The organism is Bradyrhizobium yuanmingense (assembly GCF_900094575.1).
Classification (GTDB): Bacteria; Pseudomonadota; Alphaproteobacteria; order Rhizobiales; family Xanthobacteraceae; genus Bradyrhizobium; species Bradyrhizobium yuanmingense.
The window spans coordinates 805,112-828,324 of the sequence record NZ_FMAE01000002.1 but is presented as its reverse complement, the minus strand read 5'-3'; the positions used below and the strand labels follow the sequence as shown (position 1 = coordinate 828,324).

Here is a 23,213-nt window from a genome sequence, read left to right as displayed (position 1 = left end):
GCGACCGAGGCGGCGTTCGCAAACGAAGCGGGTAGCCGTTCGCGTCAGGAAAGCGCGCAAAACGGGAATCTGGAGCCCCGTGCCGATTTCATCGGCGCGGAAAAGGCTCAAAGCCTTGAGTTCGGAAGGGGCGGGCTTTACGGTCACGCCCGGGTTTCGAGGACCCGCGAAAAGCGAAAAAACCCAAGAGACTCAAAGAACAAACAAGGCTGCGGTAGCGGTGGTCAAGATCTACAAAATCTGTCCGGCCTCGGCCTGGCGCGAGGCGGAACGGCAGGGTGTCTACCGGGGCAGCGCAGATGACGCGCGCGACGGGTTCATCCATTTCTCGACTGCGGCCCAGGTTCCCGAGACCCTGCGCAAGCACTATTTCGGGCAGCGCGCGCTGTTCCTGGTCGAGGTCGACGGCGACGCGCTCGGCAGCGAGTTGCGCTGGGAACGCTCGCGCAATGACGAGCTCTTCCCGCATCTCTATGGCGAGCTCGATCTCGGCGCGGTCCTTGCGGTGATGAACCTCAACATGCGCTCCGACGGCAGTCACGATGTTCCGGAGCTGTTGCCGTGATCCGCGCGTTCGACGCCTTTTCGCTGCCGGTGCTGCGCTGGCTCGATCCCGAGGACGCGCATCGCCTCGCGATCCAGGGCCTGCGCTTCCTGCCGCCGGTCAAGCCGCGCGCCGATGATCCCAAGCTCGCGGTGCGCGCCTTCGGGCTGAACTTTCCCAATCCGATCGGCATGGCCGCGGGCTTCGACAAGAGCGCCGAGGTGCCGGACGCGCTGCTGCGGCTCGGCTTCGGTTTCGTCGAGATCGGCTCGGTGACGCCGAAGCCGCAAGCCGGCAATCCGCGGCCGCGGCTCTTCCGTCTCGAGCGCGACGAGGCGATCATCAACCGCATGGGCTTCAACAATGACGGCGCGGAGGCGGCTCTGCGCCGGCTTGCCGCGCGCGCGCAGCACGGCGGCATCGTCGGCGTCAATGTCGGCGCCAACAAGGATTCGCCGGACCGCGTCGGCGACTACGTCAAGCTGATCGAGACCTTCGCGCCGGTGGCGAGCTATTTCACCGTCAATGTCTCCTCGCCGAACACGCCGGGCCTGCGCAACCTTCAGGAAGGCGCGCTGCTTGACGATCTGCTCGCGCGCGTGATCGAAGCCCGCGAGCGTGTCAGGCAGAAGGCCGGCGACACGCCGGTGCTGCTCAAGATCGCGCCGGATTTAAGCCTCGCCCAGCTCGACGATGTCGTGCAGGTCGCGCGCTCGCGCCGGGTCGACGGCATGATCGTGTCGAACACCACGGTCGCGCGGCCGAGCACGTTGCGTGAAGAGACGCGGGCGAAGGAGCAAGGCGGCCTGTCCGGCCGGCCGCTGTTCCGTCTGTCGACGCGCATGGTCGCGGAAACCTATGTGCGCGTCGAGGGCGCATTCCCGCTGATCGGCGTCGGCGGCGTGGATTCGGGCGGCGCCGCGCTGACCAAGATCCGCGCCGGCGCCAGTTTGATCCAGCTCTATTCGTCGCTGGTCTACAAGGGCCTCGGCCTCGTCGACGAGATCAAGCGCGACCTGACCTCCACGCTGCTCAGAACGGGGCGGGATTCGCTGGCCGAAATCGTCGGCGCCGATGCGGCGACGCTGACGGCGGAAGACTGGCCGGGGATGTAGCTCTTCGCCTCTCCCCGCCTGCGCAGACTTCGTAGCCCGGATGGAGCGCAGCGCAATCCGGGAAGCTATCGGCATGGACAAAGCCCCCGGATTACGCTGCGCTCCATCCGGGCTACGGTTCTTCTACGGCTTCACGAACGTCGCGCGATACAGCGCCGGATACCTCGCGCCCTGCAAGCCGCCGCGCGCGACGTAGAACGCGATCAGCGCACTCCACAGGCCGGCATTGCCGAACGATTGCAGCGCCAGCCAGGCGGCGAAGAAGATCGCGAGCGAGAGCAGCATCAGATTGCGCATCTCCCGCGCCCAGGTCGCGCCGACATAGATGCCGTCGAAACCGAAGGCGAACACGCCGGGGAGCGGCGCCAGCACGATGAAGGGCAGGAACTCGCGCGCCGCGCGGCGGACGTCCTCGCTCGCCGTCATGACGTTGATGATGTCAGGGCCGAACGCGGCGAACAGCACGGCGACGACAATTGCGAAGCCGAGCCCCCAGAGCAGCACCAGCCTGGTCGAATCCGCAAATCCCTTGGCGTCGCGGCCGCCAAAGGCGCGGCCGCAAAGCTGCTGGGCCGCATTGGCAAGGCCGTCGAGGAAGAAGGCGCTGACCAGGAGGAAATTGTTGAGCACGGAGTTCGCGGCCAGCGTGACGTCGCCGGCCCGCGCGCCCTTGGCGGTGAAGAACAGGAACACGGCGATCAGCGCCGCGGTGCGGATCAGGATGTCGGTATTCACCGCCAGGAGCCGCATCAGCTTGTCGCGATCGAACAGCGTTGCGCGAGGTATGGCAAAACCGCCGAGTGCATGGCGCCTGCACACGATCACGCCGAGCATGAAGCCGATCGTCTCGGACAGAAGCGCGGCGATCGCCGCGCCGGCAATGCCGGTGTCGTAGACCAGCACCAGCAGGATCGTCGCCACCATGTTGATGAGGTTGATGACGACCTGGAGCGCAAGGGCCGGATTGGCGCGGGCCTGCCCCACCAGCCAGCCGAGGATGACGTAATTGGCGAAGGCGAAAGGCGAGGACCAGATCCTGATCATGAAATAGGTCTTTGCGGCCTGCGTCACGCCCTCGCTGCCGCCCATCAGGTCGAACAGTGCGCCTGCCAGCGGCAGCTGCAGCACGATCAGCGCCGCACCGATCAGGCCGGCGACGATGAAACCGCGCACCAGGATCACGGTCTGCTCGCGCGTCTCGCCCGCGCCGAGCGCCTGCGCGGTGAAGGCGAGCGTGCTCATGCGCAGGAAGCCGAACAACCAGAACAGGCAGTCGAAGATGACGGAGGCCATCGCGACGCCGCCGAGCAGCGCGGCATCGTCGAGCCGCCCGATCGCGGTGGTCGAGACCACGCCGATCAGCGGCGTCGTGAGGTTCGCGACCATCGCCGGACCTGCAATGGCGAAGACCTGCCGGCTACCGACGCGGTGATGGACGGGTGCGTGCATCTTTCAGAACACGAGCACCATGCCGTCTTCGGCGGCGAGGTGCTCGACCTCGCCCAGGCGCGACAGCATGTCGTCACTCATATGGGTGAGGACGAGCCGCTTGGCGCCGATGTCGGGCAGATGCTGTTCCAAGGTCTTCAGGCTGAGGTGATTCTTGACCACCTTCTCGTACATATAGGCTTCGGCGATGAAAAGGTCCGCGCCATGCGCCAGCGGAATGAGCGTCTCCGTCCATTCGGTATCGGCGGTGTAGGCGAGCGTGCGGCCCTCGGCCGCGATGCGATAGGCGAGGAACGGTCCGCCTGATTCGCCGTGCACTACCGGATAGGGCGTCACATTCACCGCGCCGAAGCGCTGGCTTTGCCCGGGCGCGAGCTCGACCACGTTCAGCTCGAAGCGCTGCTTGGTGTTCGAGGAATGCTCGAACAGCGCCTCCATCACCTCGCGCAGCCGCCTCTCGATGCCTTGCGGGCCCGCGATCGTCAGCGGCCGCGTTCGCCGCGAGAATTGCGCGTCGAGCAGAAAGAACGGCAGACCGGCAAAATGGTCGCCGTGGAAATGCGTGATCAGGATCAGGTCGATGTCGCCCCGATCGATCTCGAGCCGCTTCAGCGCCGGCAGCGCCGACGCACCGCAGTCGATCAGGAAGTTCGCTTTGCGCCCCGAGACGTGGAAGCAGGTGTTGAGCCTGCCGCCGGAGCCGAAGGCATCACCGCAGCCGACGAACCGCAATTGCATCGGCTGCGCACCCCCTCAATCCGATCCTTACCGGCCGCGCGGCGCGCCGAACACGCGCGACAGCAGCCAGATCGGAATCACGATGACCGCACCAAGCAGGAAGTAGCGCCACAGCCAGTTCACCGCATCGAAGCCGAGATCCCACAGCCGCTGGAACAACAGGCGGATGCTGTGGATGATGTTCCAGGGGTCGAAGCCGATCGTCGCCAGCACCACGCCGACCAGGATCGAGAGCAGCACCAGGCGGAACGCGACCGCCAGCGGCGAACCGCCGAGAAAGCGGTGCAGGCCGTCGCTGCGGCCGGCCGGCAAATCTCTGACGTCTTGGACCATCGCAAACTCCTCGCGGGGATTCGACCCCATTATAGGCACGGCGGGGGACATGGGGAACCCGCAAGGGGCCGTCAATCGGGTTACGGGAGTTTAATTCGGGTGAACCACCGGGAAGATGCCTCACACCTCGATCTCCGCCGCCTCGGCTTTCAACATCTTCTCCAGCGTCTCCAGCCGGTCGGCCTCGCGCGGCGGCTTGTCCCAGCGCAGGCGGCTGATGCGGGGGAAACGCATGGCGACGCCGGATTTGTGCCGGGGCGAGCGCTGCAATCCTTCGAAAGCGACCTCCAGCACCAGCCCCTTGTCCGCTTCGTGCACGACGTGGCGGACGGGGCCGAATTTTTCCGTGGTGTTGCGGCGGACGAAGCGGTCGATCTGCAAGAGCTCCTCGTCGGTGAAGCCGAAATAGGCTTTCCCGACCGGCACCAGCTCCTCGCCATTCTCGGTCTCGGTCCAGACGCCGAAGGTGTAGTCGGAATAATAGGACGAGCGCTTGCCGTGGCCGCGCTGCGCATACATCAGGACGGCGTCGATGATGTGCGGGTCGCGCTTCCACTTCCACCATTGCCCCTTCGGCCGCCCCGGCAGATAAGGCGCATCGCGCCGCTTCAGCATGACGCCTTCGACGGCGTCCGCGTCCTCGCCGGCGCCGGCGCTCGCAGGATCCGCGCGTGCGGCGGTGAGTGCCTCCCAGCTATCGAAGGGTACGGTGGGCGAGAGATCGATGCGGGGATCGTCGAGCTTTGCGATGAATCGCTCCAGCCGCTCGCGCCGCTCGGCAAAAGGCAGCTCGCGCAGATCGTTCTCGTCGTCGCCGAGCAGGTCGTAGGCACGCAGGTGAATCGGAAACTCCTTGATCAGCTTCGGCGACACGACCTTGCGGTTGAGGCGCTGCTGCAACACGTTGAAGCTCTGCACCCGGCCCTCGCGCAGGATCAAGAGCTCGCCATCGATCGCGCCCGGCAGGCGCAGCGACGGCACGAGATCCGGAAAGCTTCCCGTGATGTCCTCGCCAGTGCGCGAATAGAGCCGCGCGGTGATATGGCCGCGCTCGTCGCGCCCGGCCACCGCCTGCACGCGGATGCCGTCCCATTTCCATTCGGCGATGTAGTCGGCGGGATCGAGCGCGGCGAAATCGTTGTCCTCGATCGCATGCGCCAACATCACCGGCCGGAACGGCGCGGGATCGCGATTGACGGGCTTGTCGCCGCGGCCTTCCAGCCAGGCGAACAGGTCGAGATAGGGCGGGACGAGCCCCGGCCAGATCAGCTCGATCTCGTGTGGGTCCTTGTCGCCGAGCGCTGCGGCCGCAGTCTTGGCAAGGCGCGCGGAGATGCCGATGCGCAAGCTCCCGGTGACGAGCTTCAGCAGCGCCCAGCGCCCGGTCTCATCGAGCTCGTCGAGCCAGCGCTCGAGCTGCCTGGGCAGCTCGGACTTGCCCAGCGTGCGCAGCGTGGTGACGACTTCGGTGAGGCTCGGCGGCGGCGGGTTGTTGTGAGCGGCGAGGGCGGCCTTCGGCCACATCAGCGCCACCGTCTCGGAGAGATCGCCGACATAGTCGTAGCTCAGCCCGAACAGCACCTCATCCGTGCGTGCTGCGATGAGGTCGCGGATCAGCGCCGGCTTGGCGTGCTTGAAGCTGAGCGCGCCGGTCAGCGCAGCCAGCGCATAGCCGCGGTCGGGGTCGCCAACCTCGCGAAAATAGCCGGTGATGAGCCGCAGCTTGTTGTTGCGGCCGGGCTCATAGGCGAGGCGGTCGAGCAGCTCGGCGAAGCGGTTCATGCTTCGGCCTCGGCTTGAATCGGCGTCTCGCTCTCCTCCTCGTCGCCATAGCCGACGAGGTCGAGCGGCCGTGCCTTCAGGCCTTTGCTCCGGCACCAATGCACCAGCGCATCTTCCTGGCCGTGGGTGACCCAGATCTCGCCGGCGCCGGTCGCCGCGATGGTTGCGGTGAGGCCATCCCAATCGGCGTGATCGGAGATCACCAGCGGCAGCTCGACGCCGCGCTGCCGCGCCCGGGCGCGCACGCGCATCCAGCCGGAGGCGAAGGCGGTGACCGGATCGGGAAAGCGCCGCGTCCAGAGATCGGAGGTGGCTGAGGGCGGCGCCAGCGTGATGGTGCCGGCGAGCGCCGCCTTCTTCATGCCCTTCACTGGTTTGAGCTCGCCGAGGTCGATCCCGCGGCTCTGATAGTAATGCGTGATCGTGTCCATCGCGCCATGCAGGTAAATCGGCGCATCATAGCCGGCCTGACGCAGCAGCTTGATCACGCGCTGCGCCTTGCCGAGCGAATAGGCGCCGACGAGATGCGCGCGCTCCGGAAACAGCGCGACGGAAGCGAGCAGTTTCTTGACCTCGTCGCTCGCATCGCCATGCCTGAAGACCGGCAGGCCGAACGTCGCCTCGGTGATGAAGACGTCGCAGGGCACCAGCTCGAACGGCGCGCAGGTCGGGTCCGGCGCGTCCTTGTAGTCGCCGGAGGCGACGATGCAGGTGTCTTTGCACGAGACGGCGATCTGCGCGGAGCCCAGCACGTGGCCGGCCGGGTGAAACTTGATCTTGACGTCGCCGAGCCGGATCTCCTCGCCATAGCGGATGGCCTGGGTCGAACCGGCGAAGTTCTCGCCGTAACGCAGCCGCATCATGTCCAGCGTTTCCTGCGTCGCCAGCACCGCGCCATGGCCCGCACGGGCATGGTCGGAATGGCCGTGGGTGATCACGGCCCGCTCCACGGGGCGGACGGGGTCGATATGGAAGCCGCCGGGCTTGCAGCACAGGCCGGCAGCATTTGGCAGCAGGATGTCTTGCGGGCGCATGCCTGTTATATAAGTCGAGCCATCACATCTTCGAGTCACTTACCCATTTCGTTTCCTGGTTCCTCAATGCCGCTCCGCCTGTTCCTGACCTCCGGCGATCTCATGGCCGACCGCCGCTTCGAGTTCGCGCGCGATCTCCAGCTCAAGGGCGACCTTCCCGCCGCGGCCGACCTCCTGGAGCAGGCGATCGAGCTCGCGCCCAACTTCACCTCGGCTTGGTTCACGCTCGGCGAGATCCGTCAGCAGCTCGGCCAGCGCGACAAGGCCATCGCGGCCTTTCGTGAAGCGCGGCGATGCGACCCCGGGGATCAGCACGGCGCCGGCCTGCACCTGATGCGGCTCGGCGATACCGAAATGGCGGAGATGCCCAAGGCCTACGTGCAGGCCTTGTTCGATCAATACGCGCCGCGGTTCGAGCACGCGCTGATCAACGATCTCGGCTATCGTGCCCCGACGCTGATCTTCAAGGCGGTGCTGGCGGCGCGCGTCGCCGCCAAGAAGCCCGCCTACTTCAAGCGCACCATCGATCTCGGCTGCGGCACCGGGCTCGCGGCCGCTGCCTTCGCCAAGCAGGTCGACCATTTCACCGGCATCGATTTGTCACCCGGCATGATCAAGGAGGCGCGGGCGACGAACCTCTATGCCGAGCTCGAAGTCGCCGACATGATCGAGGGCCTGCGCGGCAAGCCAGATGCCAGCGCGAACCTCGTCGTGGCCGCGGATGCGTTCGTCTATCTCTCCGATCTCGCACCGGTGCTGAGCGAAGTAAGGCGCGTGCTCGTCTCAGGCGGCGTGCTCGCCTTCACGCTGGAGACGCATGCGGGCGACGGCATCGTGCTCGGCGACGGCCTGCGTTATGCCCATTCCGCGGAATATGTGCGCGGCGCCATCGCGAAGGCGGGGATGAAGCTGCTGACGCTGGAGCCGGCCTCGCCGCGCAACGAGAACAATGAGCCGGTGCGTGGCCTCATCGTGGTCGCCGAGAAAACTTGAGTCTAGGCGCTAACGCCTCATGATATGAGCGTCATTGCGTCGCAAAGCTGCGACTTCCCACTTGCGAGCCGAGCTGCGATGTCAGCACAATGCGCGCATCAGGGAGAAAACAACAATGACCAAGAATCCATCGCGGCGCGATTTCAGCGCCGCCGCGCTCGCCACCATCGCCGCATCGACATTGCCCGCGCCCTATGTCTGGGCCGCGGAGAAGAAATACGATGCGGGCGCCAGCGACACCGAGATCAAGATCGGTCAGACCGTGCCGCATTCCGGCCCCGGCTCGCTCTACGGCGTGCTCGGCCGCGTCGGCGAAGCCTATTTCCAGATGCTGAACGAGAAGGGCGGCATCAACGGGCGCAAGGTCAAGTTCCTCACCATGGACGACGCCTACAGCGCGCCGAAATGCGTCGAGGCCACGCGGCGCCTGGTCGAGCAGGAAGAAGTGCTCGCGCTGTACGGCTCGCTCGGCACCGCGCCGCAGACCGCCGTGCACAAATACCTGAACTCCAAGGGCGTGCCGCAGCTCCTGCTCAACACCGGCGCGTCGAAGTGGAATAATCCGAAAGAGTTCAAGTGGACGATGGCGGGCCTGCCGCTCTATCCGACCGAGGCGCGCATCCTCGCGCGGCACGTCGTCAGCGTGAAGCCGAACGCGAAGATCGGCATCCTCTACCAGAACGACGATTTCGGCCGCGACTTCCTCGGTCCGTTCAAGAAAGTACTGGCGGACGCCGGCGGCACCGCGCAAGTGATCATGGAGCAGACCTACGATCTCACCGAGCCGACCGTCGATTCCCAGCTCATCAATCTCTCGAAGTCCGGAGCCGACGTCTTCTACAACATCTCGACCGGCAAGGCCTCGTCGCAGTCGATCCGGAAAGTGGCCGAGCTCGGCTGGAAGCCGCTGCACCTCCTGTCCGCCGGCTCCACCGGCCGCTCGATCCTCAATGCCGCGGGCCTCGAGAACGCCACCGGCATCGTCGCGATCCGCTACAACAAGGAGGTCGGCCTGCCCAAATGGGAGAAGGACCCGGACGTGATGGCGTTCGAGGAGCTGCGCAAGAAGTACACGCCGGCGATCGACCCCGACAACACCATCGCCTTCGCCGGCTACGGGCAGGCCGCCACGATGGCCGAGATCCTGCGCCGCTGCGGCAACGAGCTCACCCGCGCCAACGTGCTGAAGCAGGCATCGAACCTGCAAGGTTTTCACTCGCCCTATTTCCTCGACGGCGTCACCTACAGCTACACGCCCGAGGACTACACACCGATGAAGACGCTGTTCATCTCCACCTTCACCGGGAAAGACTGGGACATCTCCGACAAGCCGATGTCGGAGTAGCGAGGCGGGCCCCGTCGCCTTTTCCTTCTCCCCTTGTGGGAGAAGGTGGCGCGAAGCGCCGGATGAGGGGTATCTATCCACACGCGAGCTCGCGGAGAGAGACCCCTCACCCGTCTCGCCGCTTCGCGGCGAGCCACCCTCTCCCACAAGGGGAGAGGGTAAGACCGCACATCCACTGCAATTAACCCAAGCGATACACAGCCTTGGCATTCACACCGAACGCCTTGTCCCGCACGCGCGGGCCGAGCCGCGCCAGGCAGGCCTCCAGCGCGGTCTTGATCTCGCCGTAGCTTCCCGCGAGCAGGCATACGGGCCAATCCGATCCGAAGATCAGCCGGTCCTCGCCGAAACATTTTGCGGTGTGCGCGACGAACGGAAACAGCCGTTCCGCATTCCAGTCGTCCCAGACCGCCTCGGTCGCCAATCCCGAGATCTTGCACCAGACATTGCCGCAGGCACCCAGCGCTGCGATGCGCTCGGTCCATTCCGCGCTCCCGCCGGCGGCAATCGGCGGCTTGGCGGCGTGATCCAGCACGAAACGCGCGTGCGGAAAGGCCTGCGCGGTTGCGACCGCCGCGGGCAGCTCGCGGCTGCGGACAAGGAAATCGTAAGCGAGATCGTGGGCGAACACGGCCGTGAGTCCGCGCTGGACGTCCTCGCGCAGCAGCCAATCCGCATCGAGCTCGTCGTGGACCTGGTGGCGGATGCCGACCAGCTTGTCGCCACCAGGCAGAGCGCGCAGCCGGTCGAGCGTCTCGCCGAGCGCCGCATCGGTGAGATCGGCCCAGCCGACCACGCCGATCACCGAGGGCGTCGCAGCCGCGATACGCAGGAACTCCTCGGTCTCCTCCAGCGCTGAGCGGCATTGCACCAGGATGCTGGCCTCGATGCCGTTCGCCTGTAGCAGCGGCGCGAGATCGGCCGGGCCGAAGGCACGGCGGATCGGCGCCAGCTCGTCCGCTTCCATCCAGGGATAATCGGCGCGCGCCGGGTCCCAGAAATGCTGGTGGGCATCGACGATCATGCCTTAATCTCCGCCGGGAAGCGGCGCGCGCGCATCGACCAGCTTTCGCGTCCGCAGCTCCTGCCAGAATGCCGGCGGCACCGCCTTCTCGGACATCGCGATGTTGTCGGCGACCTCGGCGGCATTGCGCGCGCCCATCACGGCGACCGTCACCGCCGGATGGGCCATGCAGAATTGCAGCGCGGCGGCTTTCAGCTCGGTGCCGTGCCTGCGGCAGAGTTCGTCGAGCTCCAGCGCGCGTGCCACGAGCGCAGCATCAGCATCCTGATAGTTGAATTTCGCGCTCGCCCGCGGATTGGCCAGGATGCCGCTGTTGTAGATGCCACCGAGCAAGATGCCGATATTGCTGGCCTGGCACAGCGGAAATAGCGCATCCAGTGCGCCCTGGTCGAGCAGCGTGTAACGGCCGGCGAGCAGGAAGCAGTCGACCGGCACGGCCTCGGCGAAGCGAGCCAGCATCCCCGACTGGTTCATTCCGGCGCCGATCGCCTTGACCGTGCCGTCCTCGCGCAGGCGCTGGAGCGCGCGGAAGGCGCCGGTGACGGCATCGTCATAGTGATCGTCGGGATCATGCACGAGCAGGACGTCGACGCGGTCGAGGCCGAGGCGCTGCAGGCTCTCCTCCACCGACCGCATCACGCCGTCATAGCTGAAATCGAACACCGGCCGCTCGCGCGGCGTGCCCTTGTAGTGCTCGTCCTCCGGCGCAGCATTGTCCGGTGCGCGCAGCAGGCGGCCGACCTTGGTCGAGATGGCGTAGGAGTCGCGCCTCTGTTGCCGCAGGAAGGCGCCCAGCCGCCGCTCCGCGAGGCCGAAGCCGTAAAGCGGGGCGGTGTCGAAGAATCGGACACCGAGCGACCAGGCGCGTTCAATCGTCGCTTGCGCATCGGCATCGCTGACGGGCGAGAACAATCCGCCGAGCGGGGCTGAACCGAGGCCGATCGAGGTGACATCGAGAGCGCCGAGCCGCGACCTTTTCATTCCCATCGCCTTCCAGCAGTCGTCGTCCATTCCAAATCATCTCTCCCGCTTGCGGAAACCGCAAGCGGGAGAGGCATGCAGAAGCGCGGGGCTGGGCAGCGCTCCTACTTCAACATCTTCGCGACGTTGTCCTTGGTGACGAGATCGAGGCCGGTGTAGACGATCTCCGGCACCTTCTCGCCCTTCTTGATGGCGAGCAGCGTGTCCATCGCCTTCTCGCCCATCTCGAACGGACGCTGGCCGACCAGCGCATTGGCATAGCCGTCACGCAGCAGCTCGAGCTGCATCTTCAGCGTATCGGCGACGACCAGCGTGAACTTGCCGGAATCGATGTCCTTCTTGTTCCTGCTGGCGAAGGCCTTGAAACCTTCGGGCGCGAACATCGGCCAGCCGCCGATCGGAACGATGGCGGCGAGATCCGGCGTTGCGGTGCGCATGTCCGTCATCTGCTGGACCGCGAGCGCGGGATCGTCGTTGCAGAAGCTCGGCGAACCCGCGACCTCGGTCCATTTCGAGCCCTTCAGCGCCTCGCGCACGCCGTCGACACGCTCGGCCAGGTTCTTTGCGCCGGGACCGCCGGAGACCATCGCGTATTTGCCGCCGTCAGGCCGCAATTTCAGCAATTCCTTGCCGAGGGCCAGGCCGAACTCCTTGTTGTTGGTGCCGATATAGGCGATGCGCTTGGAGCCCGGCGCGTCGGCATCGAAGGTGATGACCGGAATGCCGGCGGCGGTCGCCGCCTCGATCGACTTGGTCATGGCCGCGACGTCCGCGACCGAGATGGCGAGACCGTCGACCTTCTGCGTGATGAAGTCCTGGATGATCTGGGCCTGGTTCGCCGGCTCATGCTCGACCGGTCCCTTGTAGATGCACTCGATGTTGCCGAGCTCCTTGGCGCGCTTCAGGCAGCCGTCGCGCGAAAAATCGAAGAACGGATTGTTCATCGCCTTCGGCACGATGACGAAGCGGTAGTTCGCAGCAAATGCCGGCGTCGCCATCATCGCAACCGCGATGCCGGCAAGAAGCAGTTTCCTCATTGTCTCCTCCACTCTTGTTGGTGCCTATCCCCTCGAAAGCCCCCGGGAAGCGGATAGGCGACGTTTTCCTTGCCTTCCCGAGATGTCGTCATGTCAGGTCATCCGCGAGCGGACGCGGTCGACCAGCACAGCCAGAATGATGATCACGCCGACCAGCGTCTGCTGCCAGTACGAGGAGACCTGGGCCAGCACGAGGCCGTTGCGGATCACCTCCAGCAGCACGCAGCCGACGATGGCCCCGAGCGGACCGCCGATGCCGCCGGCGAGATTGGCACCGCCGATCACGGCCGCCGCGATCACGTTGAGCTCGTAGGACATCGCCATGTTGGCCGGCGCCGATCCGAGCCAGCCGGAGATGATGATGCCCTGCAGGCCCGCGGCGAGCGCGCAGATCACGTAGACCTCGATCTTCACCCGCACCACCGGAATGCCGGTGAGCTCGGCCGCCTTCTCGTTGCCGCCGAGCGCGAAGACGTGGCGGCCGAACGAGGTGTGGTGCAGCACCACGGCCATGGTCAGCGCCAGGATCACGAGATAGATGAACGGCGCCGGCACGCCGAGCACGTCACCGGACGTGAGCGCATAGAAATAATCGGCGTCCGGCCCTCCCGGGAAGCTGCCGCGTCCGTTGGAGACGACATAGCCGAGCCCGCGCACGATCGAGAGCATGCCGAGCGTGGTGACGAAGGGCGACAGGCCAAGCACGGCGATGCAGAAGCCGTTGACGAGGCCGGCAATCAGCGCGACGCCGAGGCCGGCGAGGATCGAGATGAGCAGGATCAGCCCCGGAACATTGGCGAGCACGGTCTTGCCGTCGGCCGCCATGTGCACCAGCGGCGATCCGGGCGCCGACAGCTCGGTCATCACCATCGATGTGATCATGGCGGAAAAGCACATCATCGATCCCACCGACAGGTCGATGCCGCCGGTGATGATCACGAAGGTGACGCCGAGCGTCGCGATGGCGATGAAGGAAAAGTTCTTCGCCACGTTCTGCATGTTGCCCTGGGTGAAGAAGTAGGGGCTGGCGAAATGCATGATCACCAGCAGCACCGCCAGCGCGAGCAGGACGTAGCCGGTCTGCGAGGCGAAGATGCCGCGCTGCCACCACCTGATCTTGCCGACATTGGTGAAGCTGATCGGGGATTCCAAGGGCATGGCCATCACGCCGCCTCCTTCGCACCGGTGATGAGGGCGGTGACCTCCTCGGGGGAGGTCTGGTGAATCGACTTGTCGGCGCGCTTCTCGCCGCGTCGCATGACGACGACGCGGTCGCATACGGCGAACACGTCGGGCATGCGGTGCGAGATCAGCATCACGGCGACGCCCTGCTCCTTGAGCCGGTGGATCAGGCCGAGCACCTGCTCGACCTGGCGCACCGAGATCGCAGCGGTCGGCTCGTCCATCATCACCAGCCGCGCATTGGACAGCCGGGTGCGCGCGATCGCGACGGCCTGGCGCTGGCCGCCCGACATCTGCCTGACGAGATCGTCCGGGCGCGTCTCCGAACGCAGCTCGCCAAACAGCTCGAGCGCGCGCGACGCCATCGCCTTGTGGTCGAGCAAGGCAATCGGTCCGAACCTGCGCTTCAACTCGCGGCCGAGGAAGACGTTGGCGGCGGCCGTGAGATTATCCGCCAGCGCGAGGTCCTGGTAGACGACCTCGATGCCTACGGCGCGGGCATCGACCGGCCGGTTGAAATGCACCGCGCTGCCGGCAAAGCGCATCTCGCCATGCGAGGGGCGGAAATTGCCGGCGATGATCTTCACCAGCGTCGACTTGCCGGCGCCGTTGTCGCCCATCAGGCCGACCACCTCGCCGGGCCAGACCTGCATATCGACATCGTGCAGCGCGCGGATCGCGCCGAACTCCTTGCCGATGCCGGTGAGCTCGAGCACCGGCGTCGCGTCAGTCTTCGTCATCAGCGGCGTTTCCTCAGACATAGCGGTTGACCAGGGATTCCAGATATTCCTGCCGGCCCGAGCGCGGCTGCGGATCGAACCCGGGAGACATCGCACGGTCGGCGAGATCGGCGAGCGAGCGCTGGCCGCCGAGAATGGCGCGGCCCTCCGGGCTCGCCCAGCCCTCGTAACGTTTTGCGAGCGGCGCACTCAGCGTGCCGGCGTCGAGCATGTCGGCGGCGGCGAGGAAGGCCCGCGCACAGGCATCCATCGAGCCGACATGGGCATGGATGAGATCATCGGGATCGATCGACTGGCGGCGGATCTTGGCATCGAAATTGAGTCCACCCGTGGTGAAGCCGCCACGGTTCAGGATCTCGTGGAACACCAGCGCCAGCTCCGGCACGTTCATCGCGAACTGGTCGGTGTCCCAGCCGAGCAGATCGTCGCCCCGGTTGATGTCGAGCGAGCCGAACACGCCGAGCGCCTCGGCCAGCGCGACCTCGTGATGGAAGGAGTGACCGGCGAGGATGGCGTGGTTCTGCTCGATGTTGAGCTTGACGTCCTTGAGCAGGTCGTAGCGTTCGAGGAAGCCGTAGCAGGTGGCGACGTCGAAATCATATTGATGCTTGGTCGGCTCCTTCGGCTTCGGCTCGATCAGCAGCGGGCCCTTGAAGCCGATTTTGTGCTTGTGCTCGACGACGAGCGAGACGAAGCGGCCGAGCTGGTCGAGCTCGCGCTTGAGATCGGTGTTGAGCAGCGTCTCGTAGCCCTCGCGTCCGCCCCACAGCACGTAGTTCTGCCCACCGAGCCGGTGAGTCACCTCCAGTGCAGCACGGACCTGGCCGGCGGCATAGGTGAAGATGTCAGGGTCCGGATTGGTGGCCGCGCCCGCCATGTAGCGGCGGTGCGTGAACAGGTTCGCAGTGCCCCAGAGCAGGCGGACCTTGCTCGATGCCATCTTCTGCTCGAACAGATCGGCGATGGCGTTGAGGTTGGCGACGGATTCGGCGAGCGAAGCGCCCTCCGGCGCCGCATCGACGTCGTGGAAGGTGAAGAAGGGGACGTCCAGCAGGCGGAACAGCTCGAAGGCGGCATCGGCCTTGGCGCGGGCCATCGTCATCGCGTCGGTGCCGTGGTGCCAAGGCCGCAGGAAGGTCTCGCCGCCGAAGGGATCGCCACCCGGCCAGCAGAACGAATGCCAATAGCAGACCGCAAAGCGCAAGTGATCCTCGAGCCGGCGGCCATGCACCAGGCGGTCCTTGTCGTACCAGCGGAAGGCGGGCGCACCTTCGGCCTCCTTGCCGCCGAAGGCGACGGGTGCACTTGCATCGAAGAATTTGGCTGGCGCGTTCACTTAAGGCTCCTTCAATGCGGGATAAAGCGCGCGCCATCGCCGATAGGCCTCGTCATAGGCCGCAGCGACGGACGGGCGGGGTGTGAAGCTTGCGAGCCTGCGCGGGCGCGTGCAGACGTCCGCGGGGTTCTCGCCGGTCGCGGCGAGCCGGCCGAGCCGCGCAGCGCCGAGCGCGGCGCCGACCTCGCCTTCCTCGACGCGGTGGACGGGCATGCCGAGCACGTCGGCGCAGATCTGCGCCCATAGCGGCGAGCGCGAGCCGCCGCCGACGAGATCGACCTCGGCGATCGGCCCGCTGGCTGTGCTCAGCGCCGCCAGATTGTCGCGCGCGGCAAAGGCGACGCCTTCGAGCACCGCCTGCACGATCTGGGAACGTCCGATCGCGCCGCGCAGGCCGACGAAGGCGCCGCTGGCGGCGGCATCGTTGTGCGGCGTGCGCTCGCCGTCGAGATAAGGCAGGAACTGGACCGTGCCAGGTGCATCGACGCGCTCGCCGAGCGGCGCCAGGAGCGCTGCGGCCGGCGTCTCCATCACGCCGGCCAGCCAGGCGAGCGAAGCTGCGGCCGACAGCATCACGCCCATCTGGTGCCAGAGGCCGGGCAGCGCGTGGCAGAAGGCATGCACCGCCGAAGCCGGCGCGGGGGCGAAGCGATCGGTGACGCGGAACAGGACACCCGACGTTCCCAGCGACAGGAAGGCATCGCCCGGCGCGATGGCGCCGAGCCCGATCGCGCTGGCCGCATTGTCGCCGGCGCCGCCCGCGACCACGACATTTTTCGCCATGCCCCAGCGCTGCGCGTATTCAGGCGCGAGCACCGCGCTCACCGCACTGCCCTCGACGAGGCGCGGCATGTGGTGCAGATCGAGCCCGGTGGCATGCAGCAGCAGCGCGGACCAGCGCCGCAGGCCGACGTCGAGCCACAGCGTGCCTGACGCGTCCGACATGTCCTCGACCATCTCGCCGGTGAGGCGATAGCGGACATAGGCTTTCGGCAGCAGCACCTTTGCCACGCGGTCGAAGATCTTCGGCTCGTGCCGTGCCACCCAGAGTAGCTTCGGCGCGGTGAAGCCCGGCATCGCGAGATTGCCGGCAATCGCGTGCAGCGAGGGACAGCGCCGCTCCAGCGCGGCGCATTCGGCCTGCGAGCGGCCGTCGTTCCAGAGGATGGCCGGACGCAGCGGCCGGCCGTCCTCGCCAAGCAGCGTCGCGCCGTGCATCTGACCCGACAGCCCGATGCCGCGCACCTGCGCAACCTCGCGCGGATGGCGCGCGGCGAGATCGTCGACGGCGCCGACGGCCGCATCGACCCAGGCGTCGGGATCCTGCTCGGACCACAGCGGCGCCGGGTGCGACAGCGCAAGCTCGCGCGCCGCCGTCGCGACAACCGCGCCGGCTTCGCTCACGAGCACCGCTTTCACACCGGACGTGCCGATGTCGATCCCGAGATACAAATCGTCCTCCCTTTCGCCTGCCGCGGGAGAGCGATCTTGCGTCGCTTTTCCCCGCTGGCGGTCCCGTTTCCAAGTTCACCTGCCGCTAGGGCAGATTGTCCCGCATCACGATGTCGATCCGGATCTTCTCCTGTTCACTCAAGATCGGCTCGCCGCGGGCGAGCGCGAGCAGCACGCGGACGGCCGCGCGCGCTTCATGTCCGGGGTTCTGCGAGATCGCGGCATCCATTACGCCCTGCAGCAGCAAGCGGCGGGTCAGCGCGGTGACGTCGTGCCCGACGAACACCACCTGCTTGTCGCGCCCGGCCGCGCCGGATGCCTTCGCGTTCTGGGCCTTGTCGTTCAGCGCTTTGGCGACGCCCTGCGTGCCGGCGCCGACGTTGTAGAGGCCGACGATGTCGCCATGCTTGCCAAGCAGCCGCGCCAGCAGCTGCTCCGAACGATCATCTTCATCGCGCCCTTCCAGCACCGGCAGCACGCTGAGATCGGGGAATTCCGTCGCCATCACCTGGTTGAAGCCGAAGATGCGCTCGGCATGGTCGCGCAGGCCCTGCGAGCCCGCGATGATCGCGACCTTGCCGGACCTCTGGCCGACCAGGCGCCCGACCAGCGCGCCGGCGGTGCGGCCCGCGGCGATATTGTCGATGCCGACATAATGGTGGCGGCGCGAGGACGGCACATCCGAGACCAGCGTCACGACCTTGGCGCCGGCATCGACGAGGTCATTGATGGCTGCGCGGACGCTCGGATGGTCCAGCGCCACCACGGCGACGCCGTCATAGTCGCCGGACAGCGCCTCGAGCGAGGCCGCGAGCGCGGCGGGCTCGAACACGTCGGTTGCGATCATCTCGACATTGAGGCGGCGGGCCGACAGCCAGCCCGCCATCTCGCCGAGATAGGCCTCGATCTGTTGCATGAACGGGTTCGAGCCCGACGGCATCACGAAGGCGAAGCGGCGGGCCCGGCCGCGCGCGAGCTCGGCGGCCGCCACATGCGGCTGGAACGAATTGCGGGCAATGGCGTCCTTGACGCGCCGGACCGTATCCGGGCGGACCCCCGGCCGGTTGTGCAGCACGCGATCGACCGTGGCGAGGCTGACACCGGCCTCGCGGGCGATGTCCTTCAACGTCAGCACAGTCGGGCTCAGGGTCTCGGCCATGGCTGAAGGGTAGCAGAGGTGTTTTGAGGTACGCAACTCATTTGATGAGGGGATCGGTCTTTTTGCTTCCCCTTCCAGGAACGGCTTCCCCGGCGGGCCGTTGCCGGGGCGTGCGTAACGACATCACCCATGATTCCGGCGAGGGGCTGAGCCCGACGCTCGAGCGCAACATCCAGGCGCTGGTGGCGCGGCGGCGCCGCGAGCAGCAGGCGGCAAGCGGGCAGGACAAGGTCGCGGACGCGATCACGGCCTTCACCGGCAGCATGATCTTCGTCTACCTGCACCTCGCCTTGTTCGGGTTCTGGATCATTGCCAACCTGCATTGGATTCCGGGAATTCCGGCCTGGGACGAGAGCTTCGTCGTGCTGGCGATGATCGCCTCGGTGGAGGCGATCTTCCTCTCCACCTTCGTGCTGATCTCGCAGAACCGCATGACCGAGGCGGCCGACAAGCGCGCCGATCTCGATCTCCAGATCAGCTTGCTCGCCGAGCACGAACTGACCAAGCTTGCCCGCCTGCTCACCCAGGTCGCCGAGCGCCTCGAGGTCAAGCCGGACGCGGAGCGCGACCTGCAGGAGGCGGCCCGGGACATCGCCCCCGAGCGCGTGCTCGACAAGATCGAGGAGACGCGCTCCTAAGCCTATTCGTGTGCCGGCGCCGACAGGTCCAGCGTCAGGTACAGGCTGTTGGGATCCTCGACATAACCTTCGAACGGGCCGCATGCGACGAAACCGTGCGCCAGATAGAGTGCGTGCGCCGGCTTGAAATAGTCCCACGAGCCGGTCTCGAGGCTGAGCCGCGTCATCCCGCGCCCACGGGCCTCCGTGATGATGTGACGCAGCATCTGGCCGCCATAGCCGCACCGCCGCGCGGTCTGCAGCGTGTGCATCGACTTGACCTCGCCGTGGCCAGTCGAAAGCGTCTTCAGCGCGCCGGTCGCGACCAGCGTCTCGCCGTCCCAGCCGGTCCAGAATGCGACGTCGGGTGCACGCAGGCCCGCGAGATCGAGCGCATGGGCACTGCCCGGCGCCGTCTGCGCCCGCGCAGCAGCAACGTGGTGATCGAGCAGCGCGACGACGCGCGGATCATAGGTGTCGCCGGTCCGGATCTGCATCGTGCTCGTCTCCACGCTTTGCCCTCACATCTTGCCGTAGGACGCGCCGCGCCTGACGATGATGACGTAGCGCGCGTCCTGCTTGGTTTCGTTCTCGAAGATCACCGCGCGCATCACGTCGAAATCCAGACAATCGCCCTCGCGCAGCCGCACCGCCTTGGCGTCGATATGCACGGCGATGGCGCCCTCCAGCATCAGGAGCTGCTGGGTGAAGGCGTTGCGGCCCCAGGGGCTGTAGGAGACGCGCGCGCCGGCGGGAAGGTCGACCACGATGATCTCGATGCCGCTGGCCGCATCCGGCGGCGAGGCGTGCCGCCGGCGATAGCCGCTGTCGGGGTCGCGCCAGAGCGGCTGGTCCGCCAGCCGCACCAGGCGCTCCGGCGGCTTCTCGGCGAGCGCGACGACATCGCTGAGCGTGACGTCGAGCGCCGCGCAGAGCTTGTTCAGCAGCGCCGCCGTCGCACTGCTCTGCGCCCGCTCCACCCGCCCGATCATGGCCCGGCTGACGCCGGAGCGCCCTGCAAGCTCGTTCAACGTCATGCCCGCCTGCGTCCGCAGCGTCTTCAGGCGCCGACCGATGGCGCGATCGAGTTTTTGCTGGTCCATGGGTTTCATCCGAATATGGCCCGACAGGAGGACCGCACCCCGCCAAAGCATGAGGGAGTTTAAGCCAACGAGTGGCCAATGCGGGGTCTCCAAGACCAATATATTAGAATCTTGATCCTGTTCGCGAGCGCGGCGTCATTCGCCCCTTGCTCGCCCCTGCGCGGAGGCATCGCCCACCAGCCGGTGATACTCGCGAATACAAAGGTCGAGATCGGACCGTAGGCGCTGCGCGGCTTCGATGTCGAAGTTCATATAGTTGACCGGCTCCCCTTCCGGGCCTGCATAGGCGTCGGGGCGCATTCTGAGAGCGACGAAATATTGGTCACCCTCAACGCTCTTCTTGACTCGCCATTGAAGGAAAGAGCGTGGATATCCGCCTTTGATTTCAGGCGTTTCAAACACGACGTCGCCCAGGGCCTGATTCAGGAGATTGGATTTCGCCAGAATCTTTTTGACGGATGCCCACATGGACCAACACCTTGAGGCCAGTTGCAGTTCGCCTAGCTCCGACTGCTGGATAGGATACGGCCGATGCTATCTTTTCAGGAGCTTGGAGCGGGCGAAGGGAATCGAACCCTCGTATGCAGCTTGGGAAGCTGCCGTTCTACCATTGAACTACGCCCGCGATGTGCGCTTTGCGCCCCTCTTGATTAGCCGAGACGGCGCCTGCCGCCAAGCGGTTTGGCGCGACCAGCGGGGCGGTTGTTAACGTCCTGATAAGATTCCAGGTGCGCCGGATTGTGGCGGTGTTATGATCGCTTCTCCGGGGAGAAACGTGCACTGAGTGGGGCGTGTGCATGGTGGGGCGGGCTTACGCGATATTCGATACGGCCATCGGCCGTTGCGGCATCATCTGGAGCGGCACCGGCGTGGTCGCCGTGCAATTGCCGGAGGCGCGGGAGATCGACACCCGCCGCCGGATTTTCCAGGTCCATCCCGAGGCGCGGGAGCAGCGCCCGTCCGAGAACGCCGAGCTTGCGATCGAGGGCATCACGGGCCTGCTGCAGGGTCACGATCCCGATTTTTCCGAGGTCAGCCTGGACGCCGGCGGGGTGCCCGGCTTTGACCGGCGCGTCTACGAGTACACCTGCAGCATTCCGCGCGGAGAGACACGCACCTATCACGAGGTCGCCCGGGCGCTGGGCGCCTCCGGCGCGTCCTATTCCGTGGCGCAGGCGATTGCGAAAAATCCCTTCATGCTGATCGTGCCCAGCCACCGGGTGCTGGAGGCTGGCAATTACACTGACCGGCTCTCGCCCTATGGCGGCGTGATCTCCAAGCGGCGGCTGCTGGCGCTGGAAGGGGCCCATCCCATCGCCAGCAAGACGCTGTTCGAGGTGCTGCTGCCGGTTGCTCCGCCCCGCGCGCCTACCTAAATACGCGGGATGCACGCCACCACGTTGCTGACGACGCCCTCGATCACGGCTTCCGAGTTTCGCTGCGATGCGGGACCGGACGACAGGCCGTTTGCGGAATGCCGCACCGGCCATTCCATCGCCTATGTGCGCTCCGGCAGCTTCGGCTGCCATTGCCGCGCCGGCTTCTTCGAGCTGGTGGCGGGCTCGATGCTGATCGGCGCCCCCGGCGAGGAATACACCTGCACGCATGAGCACGTGTCCGGCGACGTCTGCCTCGGCTTCTTCTTCAGCGAGGATTTGGTCGACGCCCTCGGCGGGCGGCGCGAGGTCTGGCAGATCGGCGCAACGCCGCCGCTGCCCGAGCTGATGGTGCTGGGCGAGCTGGCCCAGACGGCAGCAGAAGGCAACAGCGATCTCGGCCTCGACGAGATCGGCCAGATCCTGGCCGGCCGTTTTGTCGACGCCGTCTCGGGCAAAGCGCGCAAGCCGGCCACTCCCACCGCACGCGACCGCCGCCGCGCGGTGGAGGCGGCGCTGTGGATCGACGATAACTCGCATGCCGAGCTCGACCTCGAGCAAGCAGCCAAGCAGGCGGGATTGAGCCCGTTTCATTTCCTGCGGCTGTTCTCGGCCGTGCTCGGTGTCACCCCGCATCAATATCTGGTGCGCTCCCGGCTGCGCCACGCGGCACGGCTGCTCGCTGACGAGGACATCGCCGTCACCGATATCGCCTATGACGTCGGCTTCGGCGATCTCTCCAATTTCGTCCGCACCTTCCATCGCGCCGCCGGCGTGTCGCCGACCAAGTTCCGGCAGGCGTCGAAGGGGGAGCGCAAGATTCTCCAAGAGCAGCTTGCCCTCAACTGACTAGGGTCGTCTCCGGCGCGTGCCCTTCGCGGCACGCTTCTTCGCAATGGAGACGAACATGTACGACCACATCGGATTGCGCGTTGCCGACCTCGACGCCGCCACGCGCTTCTACAGCGCGGTGCTGGCGCCGCTCGGTTTTGTCCTGTGCTCGAGCGGCGACGGTTATGCCGGTTTCGGGCCGAAGGGCGAGCCGGCGCTGTGGCTGCACCTGAACAAGGGCCGCAAGGCAGATGGTGCGCATATCGCGTTTCGCGCCAAGGATCACGACGCAGTCAAGGCGTTCCATAGCGAAGGGCTGAAGAGCGGCGGTCGCGACAATGGCGGCGCCGGCCCACGCAGGGATTACAGCCCGACCTACTACGCCGCGTTCCTGATCGACCCTGATGGCAACAATGTCGAGGCGGTTTGTGTGTGAGCGCTAGCCACTCGCTCCGTCATTGCGAGATCGCGTAGGGTGGGCAAAGCGTAGCGTGCCCACCAATTGCTCGCGACAACGCCCGATGAATGGTGGGCACGGCGCGCGAAGAGCGCGCCTTTGCCCACCCTACGCATTCCAGGAGAGATCATGGCCTCCATCCACAACGACATCTCCCTCCCCGCCTCCGCGCGCGACGTCTGGGACGCGGTGCGCGATTTCGGCGCGCTGCATCGGCGGCTGGTGCCGGGCTTCGTCACCGCGTGCACGCTCGACGGCGATGCGCGCATCGTCACCTTTGCCAACGGCTCGGTCGCGCGCGAGGTACTGGTCGATTGCGACGATACGCGGCGGCGCCTCGTCTATGCCATCAGCAACGAGCGGCTGAGGCATTACAGCGCCTCGGTGCAGGTCATTGCCGAGGGCGAGGCGAGCTGCCGTCTCGTCTGGATCATCGACATGCTGCCGAACGAGCTCGCGCCTTACGTTCAGGGGCAAACCAAGGAGGCGGTGGCCGCCATGCACAAGGCGTTTCCGCCCGCTTCGGCCTGATCATTCACTGTGAGTTGTCTCACAGAAGCCCGTCCTCGACCGCCCTAACCATGC

At 66.3% G+C, this 23,213-nt stretch carries 25 protein-coding genes and 1 tRNA gene; 9 read left to right on the top strand and 17 right to left on the bottom strand.

What is annotated here, in order from left to right:
• Positions 1-220 precede the first annotated feature (220 nt).
• Both GA0061099_RS08955 and GA0061099_RS08950 read left to right on the top strand, forming a co-directional pair.
• Positions 221-565, top strand: a complete 345-nt coding sequence (locus tag GA0061099_RS08955; RefSeq protein ID WP_035996479.1) for a DUF952 domain-containing protein — start codon at positions 221-223, stop codon at positions 563-565.
• Positions 562-1,659, top strand: a complete 1,098-nt coding sequence (locus GA0061099_RS08950) for a quinone-dependent dihydroorotate dehydrogenase (RefSeq protein ID WP_036020519.1) — start codon at positions 562-564, stop codon at positions 1,657-1,659. Before GA0061099_RS08955 ends, GA0061099_RS08950 begins: the two co-directional genes overlap by 4 nt.
• Positions 1,660-1,782: 123 nt before the next feature.
• On the opposite strand, the gene GA0061099_RS08945 is transcribed toward GA0061099_RS08950, so the two are convergent.
• The 5 genes from GA0061099_RS08945 to GA0061099_RS08925 form a co-directional block, all read right to left on the bottom strand.
• Entirely contained in the window at positions 1,783-3,108 is a 1,326-nt protein-coding gene (locus GA0061099_RS08945) for an MATE family efflux transporter (protein WP_074447647.1), read from the bottom strand.
• A gap of 3 nt (positions 3,109-3,111) precedes the next feature.
• A complete protein-coding gene (locus GA0061099_RS08940; protein ID WP_036020509.1) occupies positions 3,112-3,846 on the bottom strand; it encodes an MBL fold metallo-hydrolase in 735 nt (244 codons plus the stop codon).
• 27 nt (positions 3,847-3,873) lie between these two features.
• On the bottom strand, positions 3,874-4,179 hold the full coding sequence (locus GA0061099_RS08935) for a DUF6460 domain-containing protein (protein WP_035996474.1): 306 nt from the start codon (positions 4,177-4,179) through the stop codon (positions 3,874-3,876).
• Between the two features lie 120 nt (positions 4,180-4,299).
• Complete coding sequence (locus GA0061099_RS08930) at positions 4,300-5,961, bottom strand: ATP-dependent DNA ligase (RefSeq protein WP_036020505.1); 1,662 nt, start codon at positions 5,959-5,961, stop codon at positions 4,300-4,302.
• Positions 5,958-6,995 (bottom strand): ligase-associated DNA damage response exonuclease, encoded by a 1,038-nt coding sequence (locus tag GA0061099_RS08925; protein WP_036020502.1) that lies wholly within the window; start codon positions 6,993-6,995, stop codon positions 5,958-5,960. The genes GA0061099_RS08930 and GA0061099_RS08925 overlap by 4 nt, the downstream gene beginning before the upstream one ends.
• A gap of 66 nt (positions 6,996-7,061) precedes the next feature.
• On the opposite strand from GA0061099_RS08925, the gene GA0061099_RS08920 reads away from it, so the two are divergent.
• Positions 7,062-7,988: a class I SAM-dependent DNA methyltransferase gene (locus GA0061099_RS08920; RefSeq protein WP_036020499.1), complete on the top strand. Its 927-nt coding sequence runs from the start codon at positions 7,062-7,064 to the stop codon at positions 7,986-7,988.
• Between the two features lie 115 nt (positions 7,989-8,103).
• On the top strand, positions 8,104-9,333 hold the full coding sequence (locus tag GA0061099_RS08915; protein WP_036020496.1) for an ABC transporter substrate-binding protein: 1,230 nt from the start codon (positions 8,104-8,106) through the stop codon (positions 9,331-9,333).
• Between the two features lie 181 nt (positions 9,334-9,514).
• Here the strand turns inward: GA0061099_RS08915 and GA0061099_RS08910 are convergent, their stop codons facing one another.
• The 8 genes from GA0061099_RS08910 to GA0061099_RS08875 form a co-directional block, all read right to left on the bottom strand.
• On the bottom strand, positions 9,515-10,357 hold the full coding sequence (locus tag GA0061099_RS08910; protein WP_036020492.1) for an amidohydrolase family protein: 843 nt from the start codon (positions 10,355-10,357) through the stop codon (positions 9,515-9,517).
• A gap of 3 nt (positions 10,358-10,360) precedes the next feature.
• The gene (locus GA0061099_RS08905; RefSeq protein ID WP_036020513.1) at positions 10,361-11,338 is read right to left on the bottom strand and encodes an aldo/keto reductase; all 978 of its coding nucleotides are present in this window, start codon (positions 11,336-11,338) and stop codon (positions 10,361-10,363) included.
• 104 nt (positions 11,339-11,442) lie between these two features.
• Entirely contained in the window at positions 11,443-12,375 is a 933-nt protein-coding gene (locus GA0061099_RS08900) for a sugar-binding protein (RefSeq protein ID WP_057028437.1), read from the bottom strand.
• A gap of 93 nt (positions 12,376-12,468) precedes the next feature.
• Entirely contained in the window at positions 12,469-13,539 is a 1,071-nt protein-coding gene (locus GA0061099_RS08895) for an ABC transporter permease (RefSeq protein ID WP_036020476.1), read from the bottom strand.
• Complete coding sequence (locus GA0061099_RS08890) at positions 13,539-14,297, bottom strand: ATP-binding cassette domain-containing protein (protein ID WP_036020484.1); 759 nt, start codon at positions 14,295-14,297, stop codon at positions 13,539-13,541. The genes GA0061099_RS08895 and GA0061099_RS08890 overlap by 1 nt, the downstream gene beginning before the upstream one ends.
• A gap of 13 nt (positions 14,298-14,310) precedes the next feature.
• Entirely contained in the window at positions 14,311-15,633 is a 1,323-nt protein-coding gene (xylA, locus tag GA0061099_RS08885; protein ID WP_036020473.1) for a xylose isomerase, read from the bottom strand.
• The gene (xylB, locus tag GA0061099_RS08880) at positions 15,634-17,085 is read right to left on the bottom strand and encodes a xylulokinase (protein ID WP_036020471.1); all 1,452 of its coding nucleotides are present in this window, start codon (positions 17,083-17,085) and stop codon (positions 15,634-15,636) included.
• Between the two features lie 85 nt (positions 17,086-17,170).
• The gene (locus GA0061099_RS08875) at positions 17,171-18,244 is read right to left on the bottom strand and encodes a LacI family DNA-binding transcriptional regulator (RefSeq protein WP_074447646.1); all 1,074 of its coding nucleotides are present in this window, start codon (positions 18,242-18,244) and stop codon (positions 17,171-17,173) included.
• A gap of 110 nt (positions 18,245-18,354) precedes the next feature.
• Between GA0061099_RS08875 and GA0061099_RS08870 the strand changes: the two genes are divergently transcribed.
• The gene (locus GA0061099_RS08870) at positions 18,355-18,882 is read left to right on the top strand and encodes a DUF1003 domain-containing protein (RefSeq protein WP_036020463.1); all 528 of its coding nucleotides are present in this window, start codon (positions 18,355-18,357) and stop codon (positions 18,880-18,882) included.
• Between the two features lie 2 nt (positions 18,883-18,884).
• On the opposite strand, the gene GA0061099_RS08865 is transcribed toward GA0061099_RS08870, so the two are convergent.
• The 4 genes from GA0061099_RS08865 to GA0061099_RS08850 form a co-directional block, all read right to left on the bottom strand.
• A complete protein-coding gene (locus tag GA0061099_RS08865) occupies positions 18,885-19,358 on the bottom strand; it encodes a GNAT family N-acetyltransferase (RefSeq protein ID WP_036020460.1) in 474 nt (157 codons plus the stop codon).
• Positions 19,359-19,382: 24 nt separating this feature from the next.
• Entirely contained in the window at positions 19,383-19,964 is a 582-nt protein-coding gene (locus tag GA0061099_RS08860) for a helix-turn-helix domain-containing protein (RefSeq protein WP_074447667.1), read from the bottom strand.
• 135 nt (positions 19,965-20,099) lie between these two features.
• Positions 20,100-20,432 (bottom strand): hypothetical protein, encoded by a 333-nt coding sequence (locus GA0061099_RS08855; RefSeq protein WP_035996388.1) that lies wholly within the window; start codon positions 20,430-20,432, stop codon positions 20,100-20,102.
• 83 nt (positions 20,433-20,515) lie between these two features.
• A tRNA-Gly gene (locus GA0061099_RS08850) sits at positions 20,516-20,589 on the bottom strand.
• A gap of 172 nt (positions 20,590-20,761) precedes the next feature.
• Here GA0061099_RS08850 and GA0061099_RS08845 point away from each other — a divergent pair.
• The 4 genes from GA0061099_RS08845 (at position 20,762) to GA0061099_RS08830 (ending at position 23,159) form a co-directional block, all read left to right on the top strand.
• Positions 20,762-21,340: a methylated-DNA--[protein]-cysteine S-methyltransferase gene (locus GA0061099_RS08845; protein ID WP_036020437.1), complete on the top strand. Its 579-nt coding sequence runs from the start codon at positions 20,762-20,764 to the stop codon at positions 21,338-21,340.
• Between the two features lie 9 nt (positions 21,341-21,349).
• Positions 21,350-22,189: a helix-turn-helix domain-containing protein gene (locus tag GA0061099_RS08840; RefSeq protein WP_036020435.1), complete on the top strand. Its 840-nt coding sequence runs from the start codon at positions 21,350-21,352 to the stop codon at positions 22,187-22,189.
• Positions 22,190-22,247: 58 nt separating this feature from the next.
• The gene (locus GA0061099_RS08835; RefSeq protein WP_035996395.1) at positions 22,248-22,607 is read left to right on the top strand and encodes a VOC family protein; all 360 of its coding nucleotides are present in this window, start codon (positions 22,248-22,250) and stop codon (positions 22,605-22,607) included.
• Positions 22,608-22,757: 150 nt separating this feature from the next.
• The gene (locus tag GA0061099_RS08830; protein WP_036020433.1) at positions 22,758-23,159 is read left to right on the top strand and encodes an SRPBCC family protein; all 402 of its coding nucleotides are present in this window, start codon (positions 22,758-22,760) and stop codon (positions 23,157-23,159) included.
• Positions 23,160-23,213: the final 54 nt, after the last annotated feature.

Excerpts from the sequence above, each read along its gene's own strand:
- GA0061099_RS08840 (WP_036020435.1), top strand. The coding sequence starts at position 21,350 with ATGCACGCCACCACGTTGCTGACGACGCCCTCGATCACGGCTTCCGAG.
- GA0061099_RS08845 (WP_036020437.1), top strand. The coding sequence starts at position 20,762 with ATGGTGGGGCGGGCTTACGCGATATTCGATACGGCCATCGGCCGTTGC.
- GA0061099_RS08915 (WP_036020496.1), top strand. The coding sequence starts at position 8,104 with ATGACCAAGAATCCATCGCGGCGCGATTTCAGCGCCGCCGCGCTCGCC.
- GA0061099_RS08930 (WP_036020505.1), bottom strand. The coding sequence starts at position 5,961 with ATGAACCGCTTCGCCGAGCTGCTCGACCGCCTCGCCTATGAGCCCGGC.
- GA0061099_RS08940 (WP_036020509.1), bottom strand. The coding sequence starts at position 3,846 with ATGCAATTGCGGTTCGTCGGCTGCGGTGATGCCTTCGGCTCCGGCGGC.
- GA0061099_RS08945 (WP_074447647.1), bottom strand. The coding sequence starts at position 3,108 with ATGCACGCACCCGTCCATCACCGCGTCGGTAGCCGGCAGGTCTTCGCC.
- GA0061099_RS08865 (WP_036020460.1), bottom strand. The coding sequence starts at position 19,358 with ATGCAGATCCGGACCGGCGACACCTATGATCCGCGCGTCGTCGCGCTG.
- GA0061099_RS08895 (WP_036020476.1), bottom strand. The coding sequence starts at position 13,539 with ATGGCCATGCCCTTGGAATCCCCGATCAGCTTCACCAATGTCGGCAAG.
- GA0061099_RS08860 (WP_074447667.1), bottom strand. The coding sequence starts at position 19,964 with ATGGACCAGCAAAAACTCGATCGCGCCATCGGTCGGCGCCTGAAGACG.
- GA0061099_RS08920 (WP_036020499.1), top strand. The coding sequence starts at position 7,062 with ATGCCGCTCCGCCTGTTCCTGACCTCCGGCGATCTCATGGCCGACCGC.
- GA0061099_RS08855 (WP_035996388.1), bottom strand. The coding sequence starts at position 20,432 with ATGTGGGCATCCGTCAAAAAGATTCTGGCGAAATCCAATCTCCTGAAT.
- GA0061099_RS08900 (WP_057028437.1), bottom strand. The coding sequence starts at position 12,375 with ATGAGGAAACTGCTTCTTGCCGGCATCGCGGTTGCGATGATGGCGACG.
- GA0061099_RS08890 (WP_036020484.1), bottom strand. The coding sequence starts at position 14,297 with ATGACGAAGACTGACGCGACGCCGGTGCTCGAGCTCACCGGCATCGGC.
- GA0061099_RS08935 (WP_035996474.1), bottom strand. The coding sequence starts at position 4,179 with ATGGTCCAAGACGTCAGAGATTTGCCGGCCGGCCGCAGCGACGGCCTG.
- GA0061099_RS08905 (WP_036020513.1), bottom strand. The coding sequence starts at position 11,338 with ATGAAAAGGTCGCGGCTCGGCGCTCTCGATGTCACCTCGATCGGCCTC.
- GA0061099_RS08910 (WP_036020492.1), bottom strand. The coding sequence starts at position 10,357 with ATGATCGTCGATGCCCACCAGCATTTCTGGGACCCGGCGCGCGCCGAT.
- GA0061099_RS08925 (WP_036020502.1), bottom strand. The coding sequence starts at position 6,995 with ATGCGCCCGCAAGACATCCTGCTGCCAAATGCTGCCGGCCTGTGCTGC.
- GA0061099_RS08830 (WP_036020433.1), top strand. The coding sequence starts at position 22,758 with ATGGCCTCCATCCACAACGACATCTCCCTCCCCGCCTCCGCGCGCGAC.
- GA0061099_RS08835 (WP_035996395.1), top strand. The coding sequence starts at position 22,248 with ATGTACGACCACATCGGATTGCGCGTTGCCGACCTCGACGCCGCCACG.
- GA0061099_RS08875 (WP_074447646.1), bottom strand. The coding sequence starts at position 18,244 with ATGGCCGAGACCCTGAGCCCGACTGTGCTGACGTTGAAGGACATCGCC.